Annotated in this window: 19 protein-coding genes; all 19 read right to left on the bottom strand. The window is 65.6% G+C overall.

What is annotated here, in order from left to right; all coding sequences use genetic code 11:
- Positions 1 to 2: 2 nt before the first annotated feature.
- On the bottom strand, positions 3 to 1052 hold the full coding sequence (gene hypE / locus IY145_RS07140) for a hydrogenase expression/formation protein HypE (protein ID WP_196407569.1): 1050 nt from the start codon (positions 1050 to 1052) through the stop codon (positions 3 to 5).
- Positions 1049 to 2191, bottom strand: a complete 1143-nt coding sequence (hypD, locus tag IY145_RS07135; RefSeq protein ID WP_196407568.1) for a hydrogenase formation protein HypD — start codon at positions 2189 to 2191, stop codon at positions 1049 to 1051. The genes hypE and hypD overlap by 4 nt, the downstream gene beginning before the upstream one ends.
- Positions 2188 to 2418, bottom strand: a complete 231-nt coding sequence (locus IY145_RS07130; RefSeq protein WP_196407567.1) for a HypC/HybG/HupF family hydrogenase formation chaperone — start codon at positions 2416 to 2418, stop codon at positions 2188 to 2190. The genes hypD and IY145_RS07130 overlap by 4 nt, the downstream gene beginning before the upstream one ends.
- A gap of 6 nt (positions 2419 to 2424) precedes the next feature.
- Entirely contained in the window at positions 2425 to 4728 is a 2304-nt protein-coding gene (gene hypF / locus IY145_RS07125) for a carbamoyltransferase HypF (RefSeq protein WP_196407566.1), read from the bottom strand.
- 13 nt (positions 4729 to 4741) lie between these two features.
- Positions 4742 to 5677: a hydrogenase nickel incorporation protein HypB gene (gene hypB, locus IY145_RS07120; RefSeq protein ID WP_196407565.1), complete on the bottom strand. Its 936-nt coding sequence runs from the start codon at positions 5675 to 5677 to the stop codon at positions 4742 to 4744.
- Positions 5677 to 6018, bottom strand: coding sequence for a hydrogenase maturation nickel metallochaperone HypA (hypA, locus tag IY145_RS07115; protein ID WP_196407564.1), 342 nt, complete (start codon positions 6016 to 6018; stop codon positions 5677 to 5679). Before hypA ends, hypB begins: the two co-directional genes overlap by 1 nt.
- Positions 6011 to 7081, bottom strand: a complete 1071-nt coding sequence (locus IY145_RS07110; RefSeq protein WP_196407563.1) for a nickel-dependent hydrogenase large subunit — start codon at positions 7079 to 7081, stop codon at positions 6011 to 6013. The genes hypA and IY145_RS07110 overlap by 8 nt, the downstream gene beginning before the upstream one ends.
- Positions 7078 to 7572, bottom strand: a complete 495-nt coding sequence (gene hybE / locus IY145_RS07105; protein WP_196407562.1) for a [NiFe]-hydrogenase assembly chaperone HybE — start codon at positions 7570 to 7572, stop codon at positions 7078 to 7080. Before hybE ends, IY145_RS07110 begins: the two co-directional genes overlap by 4 nt.
- Positions 7569 to 7766, bottom strand: coding sequence for a rubredoxin (locus IY145_RS07100; RefSeq protein ID WP_196407561.1), 198 nt, complete (start codon positions 7764 to 7766; stop codon positions 7569 to 7571). Before IY145_RS07100 ends, hybE begins: the two co-directional genes overlap by 4 nt.
- The gene (locus IY145_RS07095; RefSeq protein ID WP_196407560.1) at positions 7763 to 8617 is read right to left on the bottom strand and encodes a hydrogenase expression/formation protein; all 855 of its coding nucleotides are present in this window, start codon (positions 8615 to 8617) and stop codon (positions 7763 to 7765) included. The genes IY145_RS07100 and IY145_RS07095 overlap by 4 nt, the downstream gene beginning before the upstream one ends.
- The gene (locus IY145_RS07090; RefSeq protein ID WP_246721831.1) at positions 8614 to 9054 is read right to left on the bottom strand and encodes a hydrogenase accessory protein; all 441 of its coding nucleotides are present in this window, start codon (positions 9052 to 9054) and stop codon (positions 8614 to 8616) included. The genes IY145_RS07095 and IY145_RS07090 overlap by 4 nt, the downstream gene beginning before the upstream one ends.
- Before the next feature lie 177 nt (positions 9055 to 9231).
- A complete protein-coding gene (locus tag IY145_RS07085; RefSeq protein WP_196407558.1) occupies positions 9232 to 9525 on the bottom strand; it encodes a HypC/HybG/HupF family hydrogenase formation chaperone in 294 nt (97 codons plus the stop codon).
- A 13-nt stretch (positions 9526 to 9538) separates the two neighbouring features.
- Complete coding sequence (locus IY145_RS07080; RefSeq protein WP_196407557.1) at positions 9539 to 9775, bottom strand: hypothetical protein; 237 nt, start codon at positions 9773 to 9775, stop codon at positions 9539 to 9541.
- A complete protein-coding gene (locus IY145_RS07075) occupies positions 9772 to 10353 on the bottom strand; it encodes a HyaD/HybD family hydrogenase maturation endopeptidase (protein WP_196407556.1) in 582 nt (193 codons plus the stop codon). Before IY145_RS07075 ends, IY145_RS07080 begins: the two co-directional genes overlap by 4 nt.
- 43 nt (positions 10354 to 10396) lie before the next feature.
- Entirely contained in the window at positions 10397 to 11122 is a 726-nt protein-coding gene (gene cybH, locus IY145_RS07070; protein WP_196407555.1) for a Ni/Fe-hydrogenase, b-type cytochrome subunit, read from the bottom strand.
- 14 nt (positions 11123 to 11136) lie between these two features.
- Entirely contained in the window at positions 11137 to 12927 is a 1791-nt protein-coding gene (locus IY145_RS07065) for a nickel-dependent hydrogenase large subunit (protein ID WP_196407554.1), read from the bottom strand.
- A gap of 204 nt (positions 12928 to 13131) precedes the next feature.
- On the bottom strand, positions 13132 to 14205 hold the full coding sequence (locus IY145_RS07060) for a hydrogenase small subunit (protein ID WP_196407553.1): 1074 nt from the start codon (positions 14203 to 14205) through the stop codon (positions 13132 to 13134).
- 190 nt (positions 14206 to 14395) lie between these two features.
- The gene (locus tag IY145_RS07055; RefSeq protein ID WP_196407552.1) at positions 14396 to 15847 is read right to left on the bottom strand and encodes a nickel-dependent hydrogenase large subunit; all 1452 of its coding nucleotides are present in this window, start codon (positions 15845 to 15847) and stop codon (positions 14396 to 14398) included.
- Positions 15844 to 16875: a HupU protein gene (locus tag IY145_RS07050; RefSeq protein ID WP_196407551.1), complete on the bottom strand. Its 1032-nt coding sequence runs from the start codon at positions 16873 to 16875 to the stop codon at positions 15844 to 15846. The genes IY145_RS07055 and IY145_RS07050 overlap by 4 nt, the downstream gene beginning before the upstream one ends.
- Positions 16876 to 16885 lie beyond the last annotated feature (10 nt).

Below are 16885 nucleotides of genomic sequence, written 5' to 3'. Positions count from 1 at the left end.
ACTCAGCAGATGCGGGGCAATTGCTCGCCGGAGAGCCAGTCGATGACGCGTCCGCCGCCGAAGGCGGTCGTCATCTGCACGAAACAATGCTCATCGGCGACGATCTCGCCGATGCGCGCGGCCTGCGCGCCCAGAGGATGCGCGCGCATAGCCGTGAGCAGCGCATCCGCCGCCTCGCGCGCGACGATTGCGAGCAGCTTGCCCTCATTGGCGACATGCAGCGGATCGAGCCCCAATAATTCGCAGGCGGCGGCGACCTGCGGCGCGACGGGGATGGCCTTTTCCTCGATCCGCACGCCGACGCGCGACTGATGCGCGATCTCGTTGAGCGTCGCCGCGACGCCGCCGCGCGTCGGATCGCGCATCAGGCGAATGGCGGCACCGGCCGTCTCCACCATCAGCGCGACGAGCTCGTGCAGCGCGGCCGTGTCCGAAAGCACTTGCGTCTCGAAGGAGAGATTCTCGCGTTTCGACATCACCGCGACGCCATGATCGCCGATGGAGCCCGAGAGCAGCACGACATCGCCCGGCCGCGCTTTGTCGCCGGACAGCTCGAGCCCTGGCGGAACAACGCCGACGCAAGTGGTCGAGACGAAGACGCCATCGGCTTTGCCGCGCTCGACGACCTTGGTGTCGCCGGTGACGATGGCGACGCCCGCGGCGCGCGAAGCTTCGCCCATGCTCTGCGCTATGCGCTCGAGCTCGGCGAGCGGAAAGCCCTCCTCTATGATGAAGCTCGCCGACATATGCAGCGGTCGTGCGCCCGCCATGGCGATATCGTTGATCGTGCCATGCACCGCGAGCTTGCCGATATCTCCGCCGGGGAAAAACAGCGGCGAGACGACATAGCCGTCCGTCGTCATCGCCATGCGCCCGGACGGAATGTCGAAAACAGCTTGGTCATTGCCTGCGGAGAGCCATTCATTGTCGAAGGCCGCATGAAAAATCTCTCCGATGAGCCGCGCCATGGCGCGGCCGCCCGAGCCATGCGAAAGCTCGACGCGGCCATTGCGGAGATCGAGCTTGCGGCCGAGAGGCTCGTGCTTGTTCATGACGCTTTCCGCGCTTCGTTTCGCCGGGGTTCATATTGCCGGAATCTTCCATAAGCCCAATAGGCGGCGCAAGAGCCTTCCGAGGACACCATGCAGGAGCCCATGGGCGTCTCCGGCGTGCAGGCGACGCCGAATAATTTGCAGTCCTGCGGCCGCTTCTGGCCGCGCAATATCGCGCCGCATTCGCAGGCCGGATTGTCGCGCGCCGGCTGTGTCACCATCGAGAAGCGCCGTTCGGCGTCGAATTGCGCGTAAGGCTCGCGCAGCTTGAGCGCGCTTTGCGGAATCTCGCCGAGCCCGCGCCATTCGAAGGCTTCGCGCAGCTCGAATATCTCCGCCATTTCGTCGATCGCCTTGGCGTTTCCGCTCTCGGTCACGGCGCGGCGATATTGGTTCTCGATCTCGCAGCGGCCCTCGTCGATTTGCCGCACCAGCATCAAAATGGCCTGTAAAACATCGAGCGGCTCGAAGCCGGCGATGACAACGGGCTTGTGATAGTCGGTCGCAAAACGCCGATAGGGCGCCGAGCCGATGACGGTCGAGACATGGGCGGGGCCGATGAAACCTTCGATTTCCACGCCGTCCTGCGTATCGAGAATGGCCTGCATCGCCGCGGGCGTCAGCACGTGATTGCAGAAGATGGAGAAATTGGCGAGGCGCTTCTTCTGCGCGAGGCGAATGGCGAGCGCGGTCGGCGGCGTCGTGGTCTCGAAGCCTATGGCGAAGAAAACGACTTCACGATTCGGCTCCTTCTCGGCGATGGCGATGGCGTCGAGCGTCGAGTAGACCATGCGAATATCGGCGCCGTTGGCCTTGGCCTTCATCAGGCTGGAGCCGCCAGAGGCCGGCACGCGCATCAGATCGGCATAGGTGCAGAGCGTGACCTCTTTGCGCTCGGCGAGGCGGATGGCGTCGTCTATGCGCCCCATCGGCAGCACGCAGACGGGGCAGCCGGGGCCGTGAATGAGGCGGATGTTCTCGGGCAGAAGGTCTTCTATACCGTAGCGCGAGATCGCATGCGTATGGCCGCCGCAGAATTCCATGAAGCGATAGGCGCGCTCGCTCTGGGCTTCTTCCCTTATCCTCTGCGCGATGGCGCGCGCGAGCTCGCCGTCGCGATATTCGTCGACATGTTTCATGGCTGCGCTCCGAGCGCGGCGGCCTCGCGCAGCAGAGCGAGCGTCGCCATCGCTTCTTCCTCGTCGATCTTGGCGAGCGCATAGCCGACATGCAGCACGACATAATCGCCGATCGCGAGATCGTCGACGAGCGCGACGGAAATGATCTTGCCGACACCGTCGACGCTCACGCGCGCCATCTGATCCGGCAGCAGCTCCTCCACGCGAGCGGGTATGGCGAGACACATTTTGCTTCAGGCCTTTCTCTGTCGCGCGATATGGGCTTGCCCCAATGAGAGTCCGCCGTCGTTCGTCGGCGCCTTGCGGGCGAGCAGCGCTTCGATCCCCTGTTCACGAAGGCGCGAGACGAGGCCTTCGGCGAGAATTTTGTTCATCATGCAGCCGCCGCCGAGCGCGACACGGCTCTCGCCGCGCGCTCGCGCCGCCTCGAAAATCCAGCTCGCGAGCGCTTCGATCAGCGTTCCGTGAAACAGCTCGGAGCCTCTAGCCGCGTCGAGGCCGGGCTTCAGCAGCGCGGCGAAGAGCTTCGTCAAATCGAGAACGCCGCTCTCGATCTTGTAGCCATTGGCGAGCGCGAACGGACGCTCGCACAGCGCCTCGAGCTCCATCGCCGCCTGCCCTTCATATTGCTGAAGCTGCCGGACGCCCAGCAGCGCGGCGGCGGCGTCGAACATGCGGCCGAGACTCGTCGTTCGCGCGACATTGGGCGCGCTCGCCAGCATTGCGACCTTGCCTGCGAGCTCGACGCCGGGAAAACGATCGAAGACGTCGCCGCAGCGATCCTGCGCGACCAGCGCGGCGACGCCCATGCGCCAGGGCTCGCGCGCGGCGCGGTCGCCGCCGGGCAGCGGCAGAGGCGCGAGATGGCCGAGTCGGCGCCAATGGCCGGCGTCCACCAGCATCAGCTCGCCGCCCCAGGCGCCGCCGTCGTCGCCGTATCCATAGCCGTCGAGCGCTGCGCCGAGGATCGGGCCTGCGATTCCATGTTCGGCGGCGATGGCGGCGATATGCGCGGCATGATGCTGCACGCGCATGATCGGGAGCCCCGTCTCCTCCGCATAGCGCGTCGAAGCGAGATCTGGATGAAGATCGCAGGCGACGATTTGCGGCGTCATGTCGAGAATATCGAGCATACGTGCGATGGTCTCGCGATAAAAATCGATCGTTGCGCGATCGTCGAGCGAGCCGATATGCGTCGAGATGAAAGCCTCGCGTCCGCGCGTCACGGTGATCGTCGTCTTCAGATGAGCGCCGAGCGCGAGCGTATCGGGCCCGTCGTCTGCGAGCGCGATCGGCTCAGGCGTGAAGCCGCGCGCGCGGCGCAAAATGGCCGGCGCGCCGGCGATGACGGATGTCACGCTATCGTCGGCGCGGGCGACGATAGCGCGGTCATGGCCGATGATGAGATCGGCGATGGATGCGAGATTCGCGCATGCCTCCTCGTCGTCGACGATGAGCGGCTCGCCGCTCGGATTGGCGCTGGTCGCGACGAGCGCGAAATCCTGCGGCGCCATGCGCCAGTCTGCGCCCGCGGCGGCGTGGAAGAGAAGATGATGCAGCGGCGCATAGGGCAGCAGCAGGCCGATACGCGACAGGCCGGGCGCGACAGAGGGCGCGAAGTCTTCGCGCTTTTCCACGACGACGATCGGCCGCGCGATCGATTGCAGCAGGCGCAATTCTTCGGCGTCGAGGACGCCGGCGCGCCTCGCGGAGGCCGCATCGGCTACCATCACGGCGAAAGGCTTGGCGTCGCGGCCCTTGCGGCGACGCAGCTCTGCGACGGCCGTTTCGTTGCGCGCGTCGCAGAGCAGATGAAAGCCGCCGATCCCTTTGAGCGCGACAATGCCGCCGCTCCGGATCGTTGTGACGATCTCTTCGATGATGGCGGCATGATGGGCGCCCGAAGGCTCGTAGTCCTTTGCGGCGTCAGGACCGAGGGCCTTCAGGCTCGCATCTTCCGGCGACAGACGCGAAAGCCGCGGCCCGCATTTCGGACAGGCGATCGGCTGCGCGTGAAAACGTCTGTTCGTCGGATCGGCATAGTCGCGCGCGCAATCCTCGCACATTGCGAAAGCCGCCATCGAGGTCTGCGCGCGATCATAGGGCAGGCGCCGCGTCAGCGTGTAGCGCGGCCCGCAATGGGTGCAATTGACGAAAGGATAGAGATAAAAGCGGCTCTTCGGATCGAAGAGATCCTCGAGGCAATCGTCGCAGACGGCGGCGTCGGGCGTGATGCGTGTTCGCGTGCGGCCGTCGCGGCTCGGCTCGATGGAGAATTTCGCGTCGCGCAGCGGCGTGATGGCTTCGCATTCGAGACTGTCGATGCGCGCGAGCGGCGGCGGCTCGCGCTTCAGCGCCGCGACGAAATCCTCGACGCGCGCGCCTTCCACCTCCATCAGCACGCCTTGCGAATCATTGCGCACGAAGCCAGCGAGCGCATAGCGATCCGCGAGCGAATGCACGAAAGGCCGAAAGCCGACGCCTTGCACGGCGCCGGTCACTCGCAGCCTCAGCCTCGTCGCATCGCTCGACGGCATGAGCTTCTTCTCCTCACTTGGCCGCGGCTGCTCGCGCATGTCGCGCCGCCAGCCGCGCGGCGCGCGCCTCGATCCAGGCGTAGAAGGCGGCCATGCCCTCGCCGGTGCGCGCGGAGACGACCAATGTCTGGAGATCGGGATTGACCTTCAGCGCATTGGCGAGGCAGCGTCCGACGTCGAACTCCAAATGTGGCAGCAGATCGGATTTGTTGAGCAGCATCAGATCGGACGCCGCGAACATTTCCGGATATTTGAGCGGCTTGTCCTCGCCCTCGGTCACCGAGAGCACGACGACCTTATGCGCCTCGCCGAGATCGAAGGCCGCCGGGCAGACGAGATTGCCGACATTCTCGATGAAGAGCAGAGAGGAGGGCGCGACGGTGAGCTCGCAGAGCGCATGCGAGACCATATGCGCATCGAGATGACAGCCCTTGCCGGTGTTGATCTGCAGCGCGGGAACGCCGGTCGCGCGAATGCGCTCGGCGTCATTGGAGGTCTGCTGATCGCCCTCTATGACCGAGATCGAGAAGCGATCTTTCAGGTCCGAGATCGTGCGCACGAGGAGTTGCGTCTTGCCCGAGCCGGGGCTGGAGACGAAGTTGAGCGCGAAGACGCCCGACTGCTCGAGCCGCACCCGATTCTCGCGGGCGTGGTCGTTGTTCTTGGAGAGTATGTCGCGCTCTATGCGGACGATGCGCTCCTGGCTGAGGCCGGGCGCATGGACGCCCGCCGGCCCGGCGCCATAGTCGTGACGATGGCCGTGATCATGCGCGTGGCCGTGGTCATGGTCGTGGTGATGTGCATGGTCGTGATGATCATGGCCATGGTCGTGGTGGTGATCATGGTCGTGATCGTGAGCGTGGCCATCCGCATGATCATGTGGATGATCGTGGCTGTGCTCTGGTTTTCCTTCGATGCTGGAAGTTCCGCAGCCGCAGACCGTACACATTAGTCGACCTCCAGTTCCTGCACCCGCATATCCTCGCCACCCGTGACTTGGACGTGATATCCGCCGCACTCCGGGCAAGGCCCAAATCTTTCTTCGACGGCGACGGTTTTCGCGCAATCGAGGCACCAGCCTTCGCCGGGAATCCGTAAAATGTCGAGGCGCGCGCCTTCGACGATTCCGCCGCGCGCCACAGCCTCGAAGCAAAAGCGAATCGCCTCCGGCTCCACATGGCTCAGCGCGCCGATCTCGAGGCGCACGACGCGCACGCGTGAAAAGCCCTGCTTGTGGCTCTCTTCCTCGATCAATTCGACGATGCTCTCGGTCAGCGCCATCTCATGCATAGGCGGCGTCCCGGACCTCGACGCGAAAGGCGACGCAGGGGTCGAACAGCCCGGCCAGCCGCGTGATCGTCTGCGTCGCTTCGGCGCGCGGAACGCGCGCGCCGAGCAGAGCGGCGACGAAAGGGCCGGCGGGATGAAAATTCCATTCGGTTGGCGCGACGATCGCATAGTTTTCGATCCTGTCGTCCGGTGTGAGCCGAACCCAATGATATAATTCTCCGCGCGATGTTTCGAGCGCGCAATAGGCTTCGCGCGTGGCGAAAGCGGCGCTGCGGGACTCGTCTTCCGGTGACGCCGACTCGAGCCGCGCCAATAGTTGCGCGAGATCGATCATGCGGGCGCGAAAGCGCGCGCAGAGCGCTCCACGCGGCAATTCGGTCTCGCGCCAATGACGTGCGAAGGCGCCTGTTTCCGGCGCCCGGCCGGCGATGCTCGGCGCGGCGGCGAAGCTTTCGCCCTGTGTCCTTATCCCTTCGAGCGCCGAGGCGTCGTCCTCTGCGCGCAGCGCATCGGGCGCGGTCGCGGCGATCATCGGCCCGCGCTCCAGCTCGCGCCACAGCCGTCCGAAGGGCGTCTCCGGCGCGGGGGCGGCCCTCGCCGGATCAGCGGGAAGGCCGAGCGCCGCCGTCTCGGCGCGCAGCCGCGCCGCGATGTTTCGGTGGTCGCGCGATTGCGCCGCCGCGAGCTCGCGGGTCAGCGCCATCGCCTCGCGCAAGGTCGCCGGCGGAATCGCGTCCTCCGCCATGCTCGCCAGAGCGCGCAGCGTCTCGGCGAGGCGCTCGCAATCGAGCGCGACGAGGTTTTGCGGCGCGGCGCGCTGTTGCTCTCCGCGCGCCGCGGCGATGGCGCGGGCGGCGGCGAAGGCGTGCGAAAGGCCGCACAATGAGAAGAGCCGCGCGGCGAGCGGCGGAATTTCTGCGGCCGGGCGGCCGAGAAACAGGCGCGTCAAATGAACGGGCCGGCTCGATCGCACGCGCACCGAGCAGACGCGATCGTCGGCGAGTTCGGCGATGATGGAGATCGCGCCTGGTCCCAGCGCGCCGAGATCGGCTTGGCCGCTCATGACGCGAGCTCTCCGGCGGCGCGGCGGCGGCCTCCGAACAATGTTCTCCTGTCGAGCTCGGCCGCGGGTTCGGGCTCTCGCTTTGGCGCTTCGTGGAGATTGGGATCGAAGAGCGCGTCGAGCGACGCCTGTGCCGCAAGCGTCGCCGCCTCATGGTCGGCGAAGTCGTCCATAGGTGAAAACAAGGAGCAGGAGGCGATCCGCCCGAATCCCGCGATCTCGCTCACATTGAATTCGACATCGCCGGCGGGGAAGCGCAGCTTCAGCTGCGCGTGGTCCGGGAAAGGCGCGTCGGGGCCGGGCGCCGTGACGACGAGATTGGCGAACCAGGGCGTGACCACCACGCCGAGGACATAGGGGCCGAAATCGCGAAAGCCGAGCGCCTCCACCGCGAGCGCCTCATTGCAGACGGGGGAGTCGCGCATCGCCGTCTCGTGGACGCCGCGATAGAAATCCGCGAGCCTCGCGCCTCTCGCAGCGGCGTCGCTCAAGTGTCGCACCTCAGGAACTTCTCGCGCGGCGCGTCGCATTCGGGGCAGCGCCAGTCTCGCGGAAGATCGGCGAAGGCGACGCCGGGCGGCACCTGCCAGACGGGATCGCCCTCGGCGGGGTCATACACATGCCAGCAAACGCCGCATTCCATGCGCGCGTCGGGCGCGATATCGCGAAGCGCTTCGTCGCTCATGTGAAATAGGCCTCGTGAATTTCGCGCAGACGCTCCGCCGAATCGTGGAAATCTTCGTCGGCGGCGCACGCGGCCGCCGGCGTGTCGCCGATCTCCAGCGTGTCGAGGATGATCGTGCCCATGGCGTTGAAGAACTGCACCGACCAGACATGGCGCGCGCCGGTCGCGGTGATCTTGGCCGAGCCATAGCCGTGCGAGATCAGTTGCACGGGGCCGTTGCCGAGCGTCTGCTGCAGATGCTCCATATCGATCTCCGACACGGGCAGCAGCGAGAAATTGACGACATGGGAAGGATCCCCGGGCCGATGCGCGCGCATGCGGGCGTCGATCTCTGCGAGCATGGGCATGACATTCATGGCGCCCTCGGGCTCCGCGCCGATCGTCAGCCGTTCCGCGGTGAAGCCTGCAGCGCGCTCGACGACATGAGGTATGGCGGCGATCTCGAGATAATCGGCGGAGAGCCGGCCTTCGGCGTCGGAGAAGCGGACGCGCCACAGGCCCGCCATAGTGGCCTCTTGTATTTGCGCGGTGACGCCGTCGGGGAGGACGGCGAGGCCGCTCACCTCGCCCTCGCCGAGCACTTGGCCCATCAGCTCGCGTTCTTTCTCCTCATAATCGGTGATGTCGAACAGTCGGCTGGGGGCGTCGGCGCGCTGCGCTCGAAGCGCGTCGGCGAGCTGCGGCAGCAGCGCGGCCGTGCGCGGGCATTCGGCGACGGCCTGCTCGCCGCTCGCCGTCGCCAGAAAAGAGATGACGCTGCGTTTGGTCTCCGCCTCGGCGTCATAGCCGATCGGCATCACCGTCATCGCGTCGTCGGAGCCCTCCGGCGAGATCCAGAATCCGGCTTTCATGAGCTCGTTTCCCCTTCGGTGAAGGTGATGCGCACGCGCGGCTCTTTCGCGGGCGGCGTCTGCAATTGCAGCAGCGCCTCGATCCGCGAGAGATATTCCGCCCAATCATAGACTTTCGGCAGCACGCCGAGCGTCTCGCGCCCATAGGTCACGACGAGGCTCGGATAGACGCAGACGCTGAAGCGCGCTTCGAGCGCCTTTTCGGCGGCCGGTGCGACAATTGCGGCGCGCAGGCGATCGGCGAAGGTTTCGATCAGCTGCGGAAAGATGATCGCCACATCATGGGTCTCGCTGCGCTGCTGCGGATCGCCGCCGAAGAAGAGCAGCGTATGCGCGGGCGCGCCGGGCGAGGGCGCGAGAAAGGCGTCGATCGTAGTCTCGTCCAGCAGAGTGACGCCGGCTTTCTCGCTCAGCGCCAGCTGCAACGACCCGGACATGCGAAACCCTCCCTTTTTGCTTTCTCGAAAGGCCGCAATCGCCATGCCATAGGCGCTCGGAGAGGGCGCCAAGCTAGGTGACTGAGTCGAAAGCAGCTTTCCAGATCGCGGCTGCGGATCGGCGTCGGTGTTCTGGAAAGATGCTTACCGCCTTGTGGGGCAGCTTTCCAGCGGCTGCTATTTTCTCAGGAAATCCGGCAGCTGCGGCTCGCGGTCGACGAGATCGGCGAAGAGGTGATCGACATTCTCGCCGGCGAGCGCTTTTTCCACGGCGTCGAGCGCGTCGTCGATCTGCGCGGCCTCGAGCGGGTCCAGAACGCGGATCGCCGAATCGATATGCACCAGCACTTTCGTCCCGGGCGGCTGCGCGCCGACGAGCGCCATGGACACGGGGCGTCTCTCGCCCCGGCGCTCGCACAGCGCTCCGAAGGCGTCGCCTTCGATCACCGTCATGGGAAAGCCGACGCACATCGCCTGCGGTCCGTCAACGCCAAGAAGACGCGCGCCAAGACGATGCGCGCCAAGGCTTGAACCAATAGGCCGCGGCGACGATCATCGCGCCCCAGGCGAGCGACAATGTCATCGTCAGGAGATGATCCGGCTCGGTCAAGGCGTGGGCGATGTCATAAGCCAGATCGTCCGGATGCAGGCCGGGATGCGCCATGGCCGTCGCCGGAAGCAGCCAAGCGGCGGCGGACGCCGCGAAACGGATCGCTTTCATGGTCTCGTCTCCTCATCGGCGCCGTCGAGGCGCCTCTCATAAGCGTTTTGGTCGAGGTCATGCGCCAGCAAGCGTTGGAATGTTTCCGCGCTTCTCGCTCGCGGGCGGAGCTCCACGCCCCATTCTTTGAGCGTTTCGAGCGCCGCAGCGAGCGCCGGCTCGATCGCGGTGGCGACCGGCGCCGTCAGCGGGCCGCCCCAGTCCTCGAGGTCTTGCGGTTGGCAACCGATGAGCGCGAGGCGCGACGGATAGCGGCCGAGCAGATCGGCGGCGGAGAGCACCTCCTGAAAGCCGGTCTGATGCAGGCTCATCTTTTTCGCGCCCATGAAGCGCGGAACCTCTGAGTCGCGCACGATGCGCAAGGTTCCGGGCTCGAGGCCGTAATCGATCGCGTCGAAGACGAGAAGCTGGTCGCAGGCTTCGACGAATTGCACGAGATAGAGGCCCTGCGTGCCGCCGTCGAGCACGGTCACATCGGGGCCGGTTTCATAGCGCGCGTGGAATTCCTCGACGACGCGGACGCCGAAGCCTTCGTCCGCCCAGAGAATATTGCCTATGCCGAGAATGAGAGTGCGCATGGCGTCTCCTCAGCTGTCCCTCGCCCCGTCGCCGCGCGACGACTCACTTGTCGGCCTCGTCGCGGAACACGCGCTCGCCGGAGACCATCGAGGAGATGAGGCTCTGGCGCGACACGATATCCTCGCGCACCGCGGTGTAGATATGGATGATGACGAAGAGAATGACGCCCCACATGGCCAAATGATGCCAAGTGTGGACGTCCTGGCTGTTCGGCCAGATCAAGAACACCCAGCCGAACAATTTATATTGCCAGCTGTCGCGCCCCTCCCCCTCCGAGTAGAGCGCGAAGCCCGTCACCACCAGGAAGGTCAGCAGCAGCATGAAGAAGAACATGATGAGATGGCCGAGCGGATTATGCCCGATATATTTCTTCGGCTGCTTCACGAGAAAGGCGTACCAACGCGCCTCGTAGAGAACGCCCGACAGCCATTGGCGGTCCCACACCGGCAGATAGAAAATCTGCTTGGCGTGCTCATTGCCGACAAAGGCCCAATAGATGCGCATCAGCAGGGCCACGGCCAGCACATAGCCCGCCGAGAAATGCGCGAAGCGGATGTAGCCCATCAGGAATTGCGAGCTCGCCTCGCCGGGCGTCGAGGGCAAGGGCGAGGCGATGAAATAGCCCGTCGTCGCCAGCACGACGATCGCCGCGGCATTGATCCAGTGCCATAGCCGCACCGGCGCTTCATAGACATAGACGCTCTGCAGTTCCGCGGCTTTCTCGCCGTGGCTGTCCAGAACGCCATGGACTTGCGTCGCCTCGGTCATGATCTTGCCTCCGCTCAGCGAACCGTGACTTTCGTCATCTCCTGTCCGTCCTCGCTCATCACATGGGTCGAGCAGGCGAGGCAGGGGTCGAACGAATGGATCGTGCGCAAAATTTCGAGCGGCTTTTGCGGATCGGCGAGCGGCGTGTCCATCAGCGAGGCCTCGAAGGTGCCGATATTGCCCTTGGGATCGCGCGGGCTGCCGTTCCATGTGGTCGGCACGACGCATTGATAATTCTCGATCTTGCCGTCCTTCACCTTGATCCAATGGGCGAGCGCGCCGCGCGGCGCCTCGGTGAAGCCGAAGCCCTTGGCCTCCTTCGGCCAGGCCTGCGGGTTCCATTTGTCGATATTGGCGGTGGAGGAATCGCCGGCCTTGATATTGGCGATCAGCTTGTTCTGGAAGTGCTCCATCTTGCGCACCGCCCATTGCGCCTCGAGCGCGCGGGCCGCCGTGCGGCCGAGCGTCGAGAACAGCGCCGTGACCGGAACGCCGAGCTTCTTTAAAAACTCGTCGGTCGGCTCCTTGAACTCCGGCTTGCCCTGGGCGTAGCCGACGATATAGCGCGCCAGCGGCCCCACCTCGACGGCGTTGCCGCGCCAGCGCGGGGCCTTGATCCAGGAATATTTGCCGGCTTCGTCCAGCTCCTGAATATTGGTCGGCGTGCCCTTGGCCGCCGGGCCCAGCTTGTAATGGGGATCGGTGATTCCATCCCAAGGATGCAGGCCCTTGGTTTCGTCCGGATATTTGTACCAGGAATGGGTGACGAACTCCTGGATCTGCTCCGGATCGGTATGATCGACCGGGAAAATCTCTTTCAGATTGCCGTTGAGGATCACGCCGCGCGGCAGGCCGAGATTGCCGGGGGAAAAGTCGTTGGCGTGCTCGGGAATGTCGCCATAGGCCATGACATTCTTGCCCGAGAGGCCGCCGCCATAGAGCCAATCCTTGTAGAAGGAGCCGATGGCGAGCACGTCGGGCACATAGACCTTCTCGACGAACTCGATCGACTGCTCGATAATGGAGGTCACCAGATTGAGGCGCTCCATATTGATCGCGCCGACCGCGCCATTGCCGTCGACATTGATCGCGCAGGGCACGCCGCCGACCAGCCAGTTCGGATGCGGATTCTTACCGCCGAAGATCGTCTGGATCTTCACGATCTCCTTCTGGAAATCGAGCGCCTCGAGATAATGCGCGACCGCCATCAGATTGGCCTCGGGCGGCAGCTTATAGGCCGGATGACCCCAATAGCCATTCTTGAACGGGCCGAGCTGTCCGGACTCGACGAATTTCTTCAGACGGATCTGCAGATCCTTGAAATAGCCGGGCGAGGAGAGCGGCCAATCGGAGATCGATTGCGCCAGAGCCGAGGTCGCCTTGGGATCGGCGGAGAGCGCCGAGACCACATCGACCCAATCGAGCGCATGCAGATGATAGAAATGCACGAGATGATCGTGAACCTGCAGCGCCAGCTGCATCATATTGCGGATAGAGTTGGCGTTCTCGGGGATGGTGATGCCGAGGGCGTTCTCCACCGCGCGCACCGAGGTGAGCGCATGTGTGCCGGTGCAGACGCCGCAGATGCGCTGCGTGAAGGCCCAAGCGTCGCGCGGATCGCGGCCCTTCAGAATGACCTCTATGCCGCGCCACATGGTGCCGGTCGAGACGGCGTTGCGGATCACATTGTTCTTGTCGACATTGACCTCGACGCGCAGATGACCCTCGATGCGCGTGACCGGATCGACGACGATGCGCTTGCCGGAATTGTCGAGATTGAAGCCGTTCGGCGTCTGAATGCCCATGATCGCGTTTCCTCGGCGGCGTTTGCTTCTTGTGTTCAGGGTATTGGGCGAAGGCTCCCTCATCCTGAGGAGCGGCCGCAGGCCGCGTCTCGAAGGACGAGGGAGCCGTCACGCGCGCCCTCTGGAGCCTCGCCCTCGTGCTTTTAAGACGGCTCCTGCGGAGCCTCCTCAGCATGAGGGCGAGGGGGCGCGCGCTTTTGCTCCCTACCCTTCGTGCTTGGTCGTGATGCGCTTCACCGCGGTGACGCCCGCATGGACGGCGACGGCGCCGCCGACGACGGCTGCGGCCGCGAGGCCCACCTCATCGGCGTTATGCTCTATGCCGAACTGGTTGATCTTGGTCAGCCGGTCGTAGAAGGAGCCCTTGTCCCAGAAATCCTCTTCCGAGCAGCCGATGCAGCCATGGCCGGACTGGATGGGGAAGGAGACGCCGCCATTCCAGCGCACGGTGGAGCAGGCGTTGTAGGTGGTCGGACCCTTGCAGCCCATTTTATAGAGGCAATGGCCCTTGCGCGCCGCCTCATCGTCCCATTCCTCGACGAATTGGCCGGCGTCGAAATGCGGGCGGCGGTAGCATTTGTCGTGGATGCGCTGCGAATAGAACATTTTCGGCCGGCCCTGCCGGTCGAGCTCCGGCAGTCTGCCGAAAGTGGTGACGAAGGTGACGACGCCGGTCATCACCTCGGCGATGGGCGGGCAGCCCGGCACCTTGATGATCGGCTTGTCCTTGATGACCTTGTCGATCGGCGTCGCCTGCGTCGGATTGGGCTTGGCCGCCTGCACGCAGCCCCAGGAGGCGCAGGCGCCCCAGGCGATGATCGCCATGGCGTCCTCGGCCATCCATTTCAGCTTTTCGACGAAGGGCTTGCCGCCGTCGATGCAGAACATGCCGCCTTCGTTCAGCGGCGGATTGCCCTCGACGGCCAGAATATACTTGCCCTTGTACTTTTCCTTCGTCTCCTCGAGGATCGCCTCGGCCTGATGTCCGGCGGCGGCCATGATCGTGTCGTCATAGTCGAGCGAGATCATCGACAGCACGACGTCCTTGGCGAGCGGATGCGCCGAGCGGATGAAGCTCTCCGAGCAGCAGGTGCATTCGAGCCCATGCATCCAGATCACTGGAATGCGCGGCTTGGTCTCCAGCGCCTGCGCCATTTGCGTCGCCGCGGTCTGACCGAGGCCGAGGCTCGCGGCGGTGAGCGAGCAGAATTTCGTGAAGCTGCGGCGCGTGACGCCCTGACGACGAATGACGTCGTAGAAGGTTTCGATGGCGGCCATGTCCTTCCCCACCCTTGTGCAATGCGGCATTCGCGCGACGGCGCCGCTTGCAGGAATGTGCGCAAGTTGCGGGCCAGCGCGAGGGTAAGGAGAATCTTTCCAGGCTGTCAGGCGATTGCCGAAAATTCGGCGCTCCCCGAGGGCTCCGCGAGGAGAAGTGGCTTTCCAGCCGCGGAAAGCCACTAGACAGTCAATGCGCCGTGCAGACCATGCAAGGATCGAAGGAGCGCACGATATGCTGCACTGCGACATTCGTCGCGCCCTCTTCGCCGACCGCGAGGCCGGCGAGCGCCTGCTCCAGCGGGCCGGGATTGCCGGCGGCGTCGCGCGGGGAGAAGTTCCAGGTCGTCGGCGCGATGATCTGATAGCGCTCGATCTGGCCGTCGCGGAAGGTCGCCCAATGGCCGAGCGTCCCGCGCGCCGCCTCCACGAAGCCGACGAAAGGTCCATCGGCGAGCGGCGCGTCGGCGACGCAATAGGGCTCGCGCGGCGCCAGCGCGCGCGTCCAGTCCTCCATCGCGCGCGTCAGCAGTGCGATCTCCAGAACTCGCGCGACGATGCGGGCGAAGACATTGGAGGCGCCGCGCCGCGCCAGAAGATCGCGGATCAGCGGATGGCCGGCGACGGCCTGGCGCGCCAATGCGCCGACCTCGACGGCGCGCCCCTCGAGCCGCGGCGCCTTGGCGAAACTATAGGCCCCCTCGCGGCGCATGTCGGGAAGCGTCTCGGCGCGGGCGGGGTCGGCGGCGGTGTCGCGCATATAGGCGTGGGAGACATCTTCCTCGACGCGCGAGAGCGGCGGCTCGCGCAGCAGGGCGGTCGCGCAGTCGAGCAGGCCGGCGGGAAAGCGATGGCCTTCCGGCCCCAGATAGGCTCCGGCGGTGAGCAGCAGGCCAGGACCGGGCCCCATCTCCTCGAGGCCAAGATCGCGCGCGATGCGGATGAAGGTCGCGAAATCTCCGGCCGCGCCGGCGCCTTCCACGAAACGATCGAGCTCTCGCGCCGAGGCGAGGCCGATCACCGCGTCGAGCGGCGCGGAAAAGAGCGCGCGCTCGAGGAAGGCGCGAAAATCCGCGATGAGAGCGAGGAGCCGCATTTCATCGCCGAGCGCCAGCGCCCGCGTGACGCCGCCGGGCCGGAAGGCGAGGCTGTGCGGCCATTTGCCGGCGATCAGCCCCATCGTCTCGAGCAGCCGCGCCCGCGCCGGCAGCGCCTCGCGCAGCGCCGCGCCGGAGACGGCCTTGAAGCGCGCTTCTGTCGCTTCGTGCCAAGGCCGGCCGGCATAGGCGGCGCGGGCGAAATCCGGCATGAAGAAAACGTAGAAATGCGTCAGATGGTCGGCGATATTCTCGGCCGCATGGGCGATATTGGTCGCGATGAGCCCATTTGGCGCCGGCGCGATCGGCTGAGCGGCGCGCAGCACGGCGGCGGCGGCCAGAGATTGCGAGACCGAGCATATGCCGCAGATGCGCGGGGCGATCGCCAGCGCGTCGCCGGCGGGACGGCCGAGCAGCAATTGCTCGAAGCCTCTATAGAGCGAGGCCGAGACGCGCGCCTCGCGCACGATTCCGTTTTCGACATCGAGCGTCACCTCGAGATCGCCCTCGACGCGATTGAACGGCCCGATGACGATGCGGCTCATGTCTTCTTCTCGCCGCCCGGCTTTTTCTCCGCGCCGGGCGTCGGCCCGCGCGCGATACGGTCGCTGCGGGCGTTCTCGCGCACGCGCTTGGGCGTCGCCGATTTGGAGAGCGCGGCCAGCGCGACGAACCAGGCCTTGGGCATGTCGAGCGGCAGGCCGACCGGAATGCCGCCGATCTTGGGCGTGCGATGGACGCCGCGCGTCGCCTCGAAGCCCGGCGAGGTGCAGGCGATGCAGGTCGAGCCCGCCTGCGTGCAGGAGCCGCCGCCGTTCCAGGCGCGCTGATTGCAGTCGCCCACGGCCTGCGTCGCCTTGCAGCCCAAATGCTCCATCAGACAGCCGCGCTCGGAGAACTCCTCGGCGCTGGCCTTGAACTCGTAGAATTCATTGCGGCTGCAGCCGTGATGGGCGAGATGGTCGGCGAAAATGCGCGGCCGGCCGTAATCATCCATATCCGCCCGCGTGAAACGGCCGAGCGAAAGCGCGAGCAGCGTCTCCATGATCCAGCCCGGATGCGGCGCGCAGCCGGAGACATTGACGACCGGCAGCCCTTTGACCGAGCGATAATCCGGCCCGAGCGCCCCGCCCATATCGACGCCGGAATATTGCAGCCCGCTGGCGTCGGTCGGATCGGGCGCGCCGGCGGGCACGCCGCCGAAGGAGGCGCAACTGCCCACCGCCACGCAATATTGGGCGCGCGGCGCGAGGGCGCGCGCCCAATCGAGCATGCTGCGGCCGGTGCCCGAGAGCTTGTTGAAGAGGCCGGTGCCCTCCGGGCCGTGCAGTATCGAGCCCTCTATGCAGAGCGCGCCGAGCCTCGTTTCGCCGCGCTCGACGCGCGCGAGAATGGCGCGCGCTTCCTCGCCGGTCTCCTCGCTGACGCTCGGATGCCAGAGGAGGCGGATGCCGAAGCCGCGCAGCTCCTCGAACCAGCCGGCGGCGCCGCGCTCCAGCGTCGCCATCGTGCAGCCGCCGCAGCTGCCGGCCTGCAGCCAGAGCAGGGTGAAGTCGTCGCGCGCCTTTGTCATCGGGCGGTGA

Source organism: Methylosinus sp. H3A (assembly GCF_015709455.1).
Classification (GTDB): Bacteria; Pseudomonadota; Alphaproteobacteria; order Rhizobiales; family Beijerinckiaceae; genus Methylosinus.
The sequence above is the reverse complement of the archived record's forward strand: the minus strand, read 5'-3'. Positions and strand labels throughout refer to the sequence as shown.

Bases quoted from the DNA above. Each gene is read 5' to 3' on its own strand.
- IY145_RS07085 (WP_196407558.1), bottom strand. From the start codon at position 9,525: ATGTGCGTCGGCTTTCCCATGACGGTGATCGAAGGCGACGCCTTCGGA.
- IY145_RS07095 (WP_196407560.1), bottom strand. From the start codon at position 8,617: ATGAAAGCCGGATTCTGGATCTCGCCGGAGGGCTCCGACGACGCGATG.
- IY145_RS07080 (WP_196407557.1), bottom strand. From the start codon at position 9,775: ATGAAAGCGATCCGTTTCGCGGCGTCCGCCGCCGCTTGGCTGCTTCCG.
- hypF (WP_196407566.1), bottom strand. From the start codon at position 4,728: ATGCCGTCGAGCGATGCGACGAGGCTGAGGCTGCGAGTGACCGGCGCC.
- hypB (WP_196407565.1), bottom strand. From the start codon at position 5,677: ATGTGTACGGTCTGCGGCTGCGGAACTTCCAGCATCGAAGGAAAACCA.
- cybH (WP_196407555.1), bottom strand. From the start codon at position 11,122: ATGACCGAGGCGACGCAAGTCCATGGCGTTCTGGACAGCCACGGCGAG.
- hypA (WP_196407564.1), bottom strand. From the start codon at position 6,018: ATGCATGAGATGGCGCTGACCGAGAGCATCGTCGAATTGATCGAGGAA.
- IY145_RS07090 (WP_246721831.1), bottom strand. From the start codon at position 9,054: ATGTCCGGGTCGTTGCAGCTGGCGCTGAGCGAGAAAGCCGGCGTCACT.
- IY145_RS07055 (WP_196407552.1), bottom strand. From the start codon at position 15,847: ATGAGCCGCATCGTCATCGGGCCGTTCAATCGCGTCGAGGGCGATCTC.
- IY145_RS07075 (WP_196407556.1), bottom strand. From the start codon at position 10,353: ATGCGCACTCTCATTCTCGGCATAGGCAATATTCTCTGGGCGGACGAA.
- IY145_RS07100 (WP_196407561.1), bottom strand. From the start codon at position 7,766: ATGAGCGACGAAGCGCTTCGCGATATCGCGCCCGACGCGCGCATGGAA.
- hypE (WP_196407569.1), bottom strand. From the start codon at position 1,052: ATGAACAAGCACGAGCCTCTCGGCCGCAAGCTCGATCTCCGCAATGGC.
- IY145_RS07130 (WP_196407567.1), bottom strand. From the start codon at position 2,418: ATGTGTCTCGCCATACCCGCTCGCGTGGAGGAGCTGCTGCCGGATCAG.
- IY145_RS07065 (WP_196407554.1), bottom strand. From the start codon at position 12,927: ATGGGCATTCAGACGCCGAACGGCTTCAATCTCGACAATTCCGGCAAG.
- hypD (WP_196407568.1), bottom strand. From the start codon at position 2,191: ATGAAACATGTCGACGAATATCGCGACGGCGAGCTCGCGCGCGCCATC.
- IY145_RS07050 (WP_196407551.1), bottom strand. From the start codon at position 16,875: ATGACAAAGGCGCGCGACGACTTCACCCTGCTCTGGCTGCAGGCCGGC.
- IY145_RS07060 (WP_196407553.1), bottom strand. From the start codon at position 14,205: ATGGCCGCCATCGAAACCTTCTACGACGTCATTCGTCGTCAGGGCGTC.
- IY145_RS07110 (WP_196407563.1), bottom strand. From the start codon at position 7,081: ATGAGCGGCCAAGCCGATCTCGGCGCGCTGGGACCAGGCGCGATCTCC.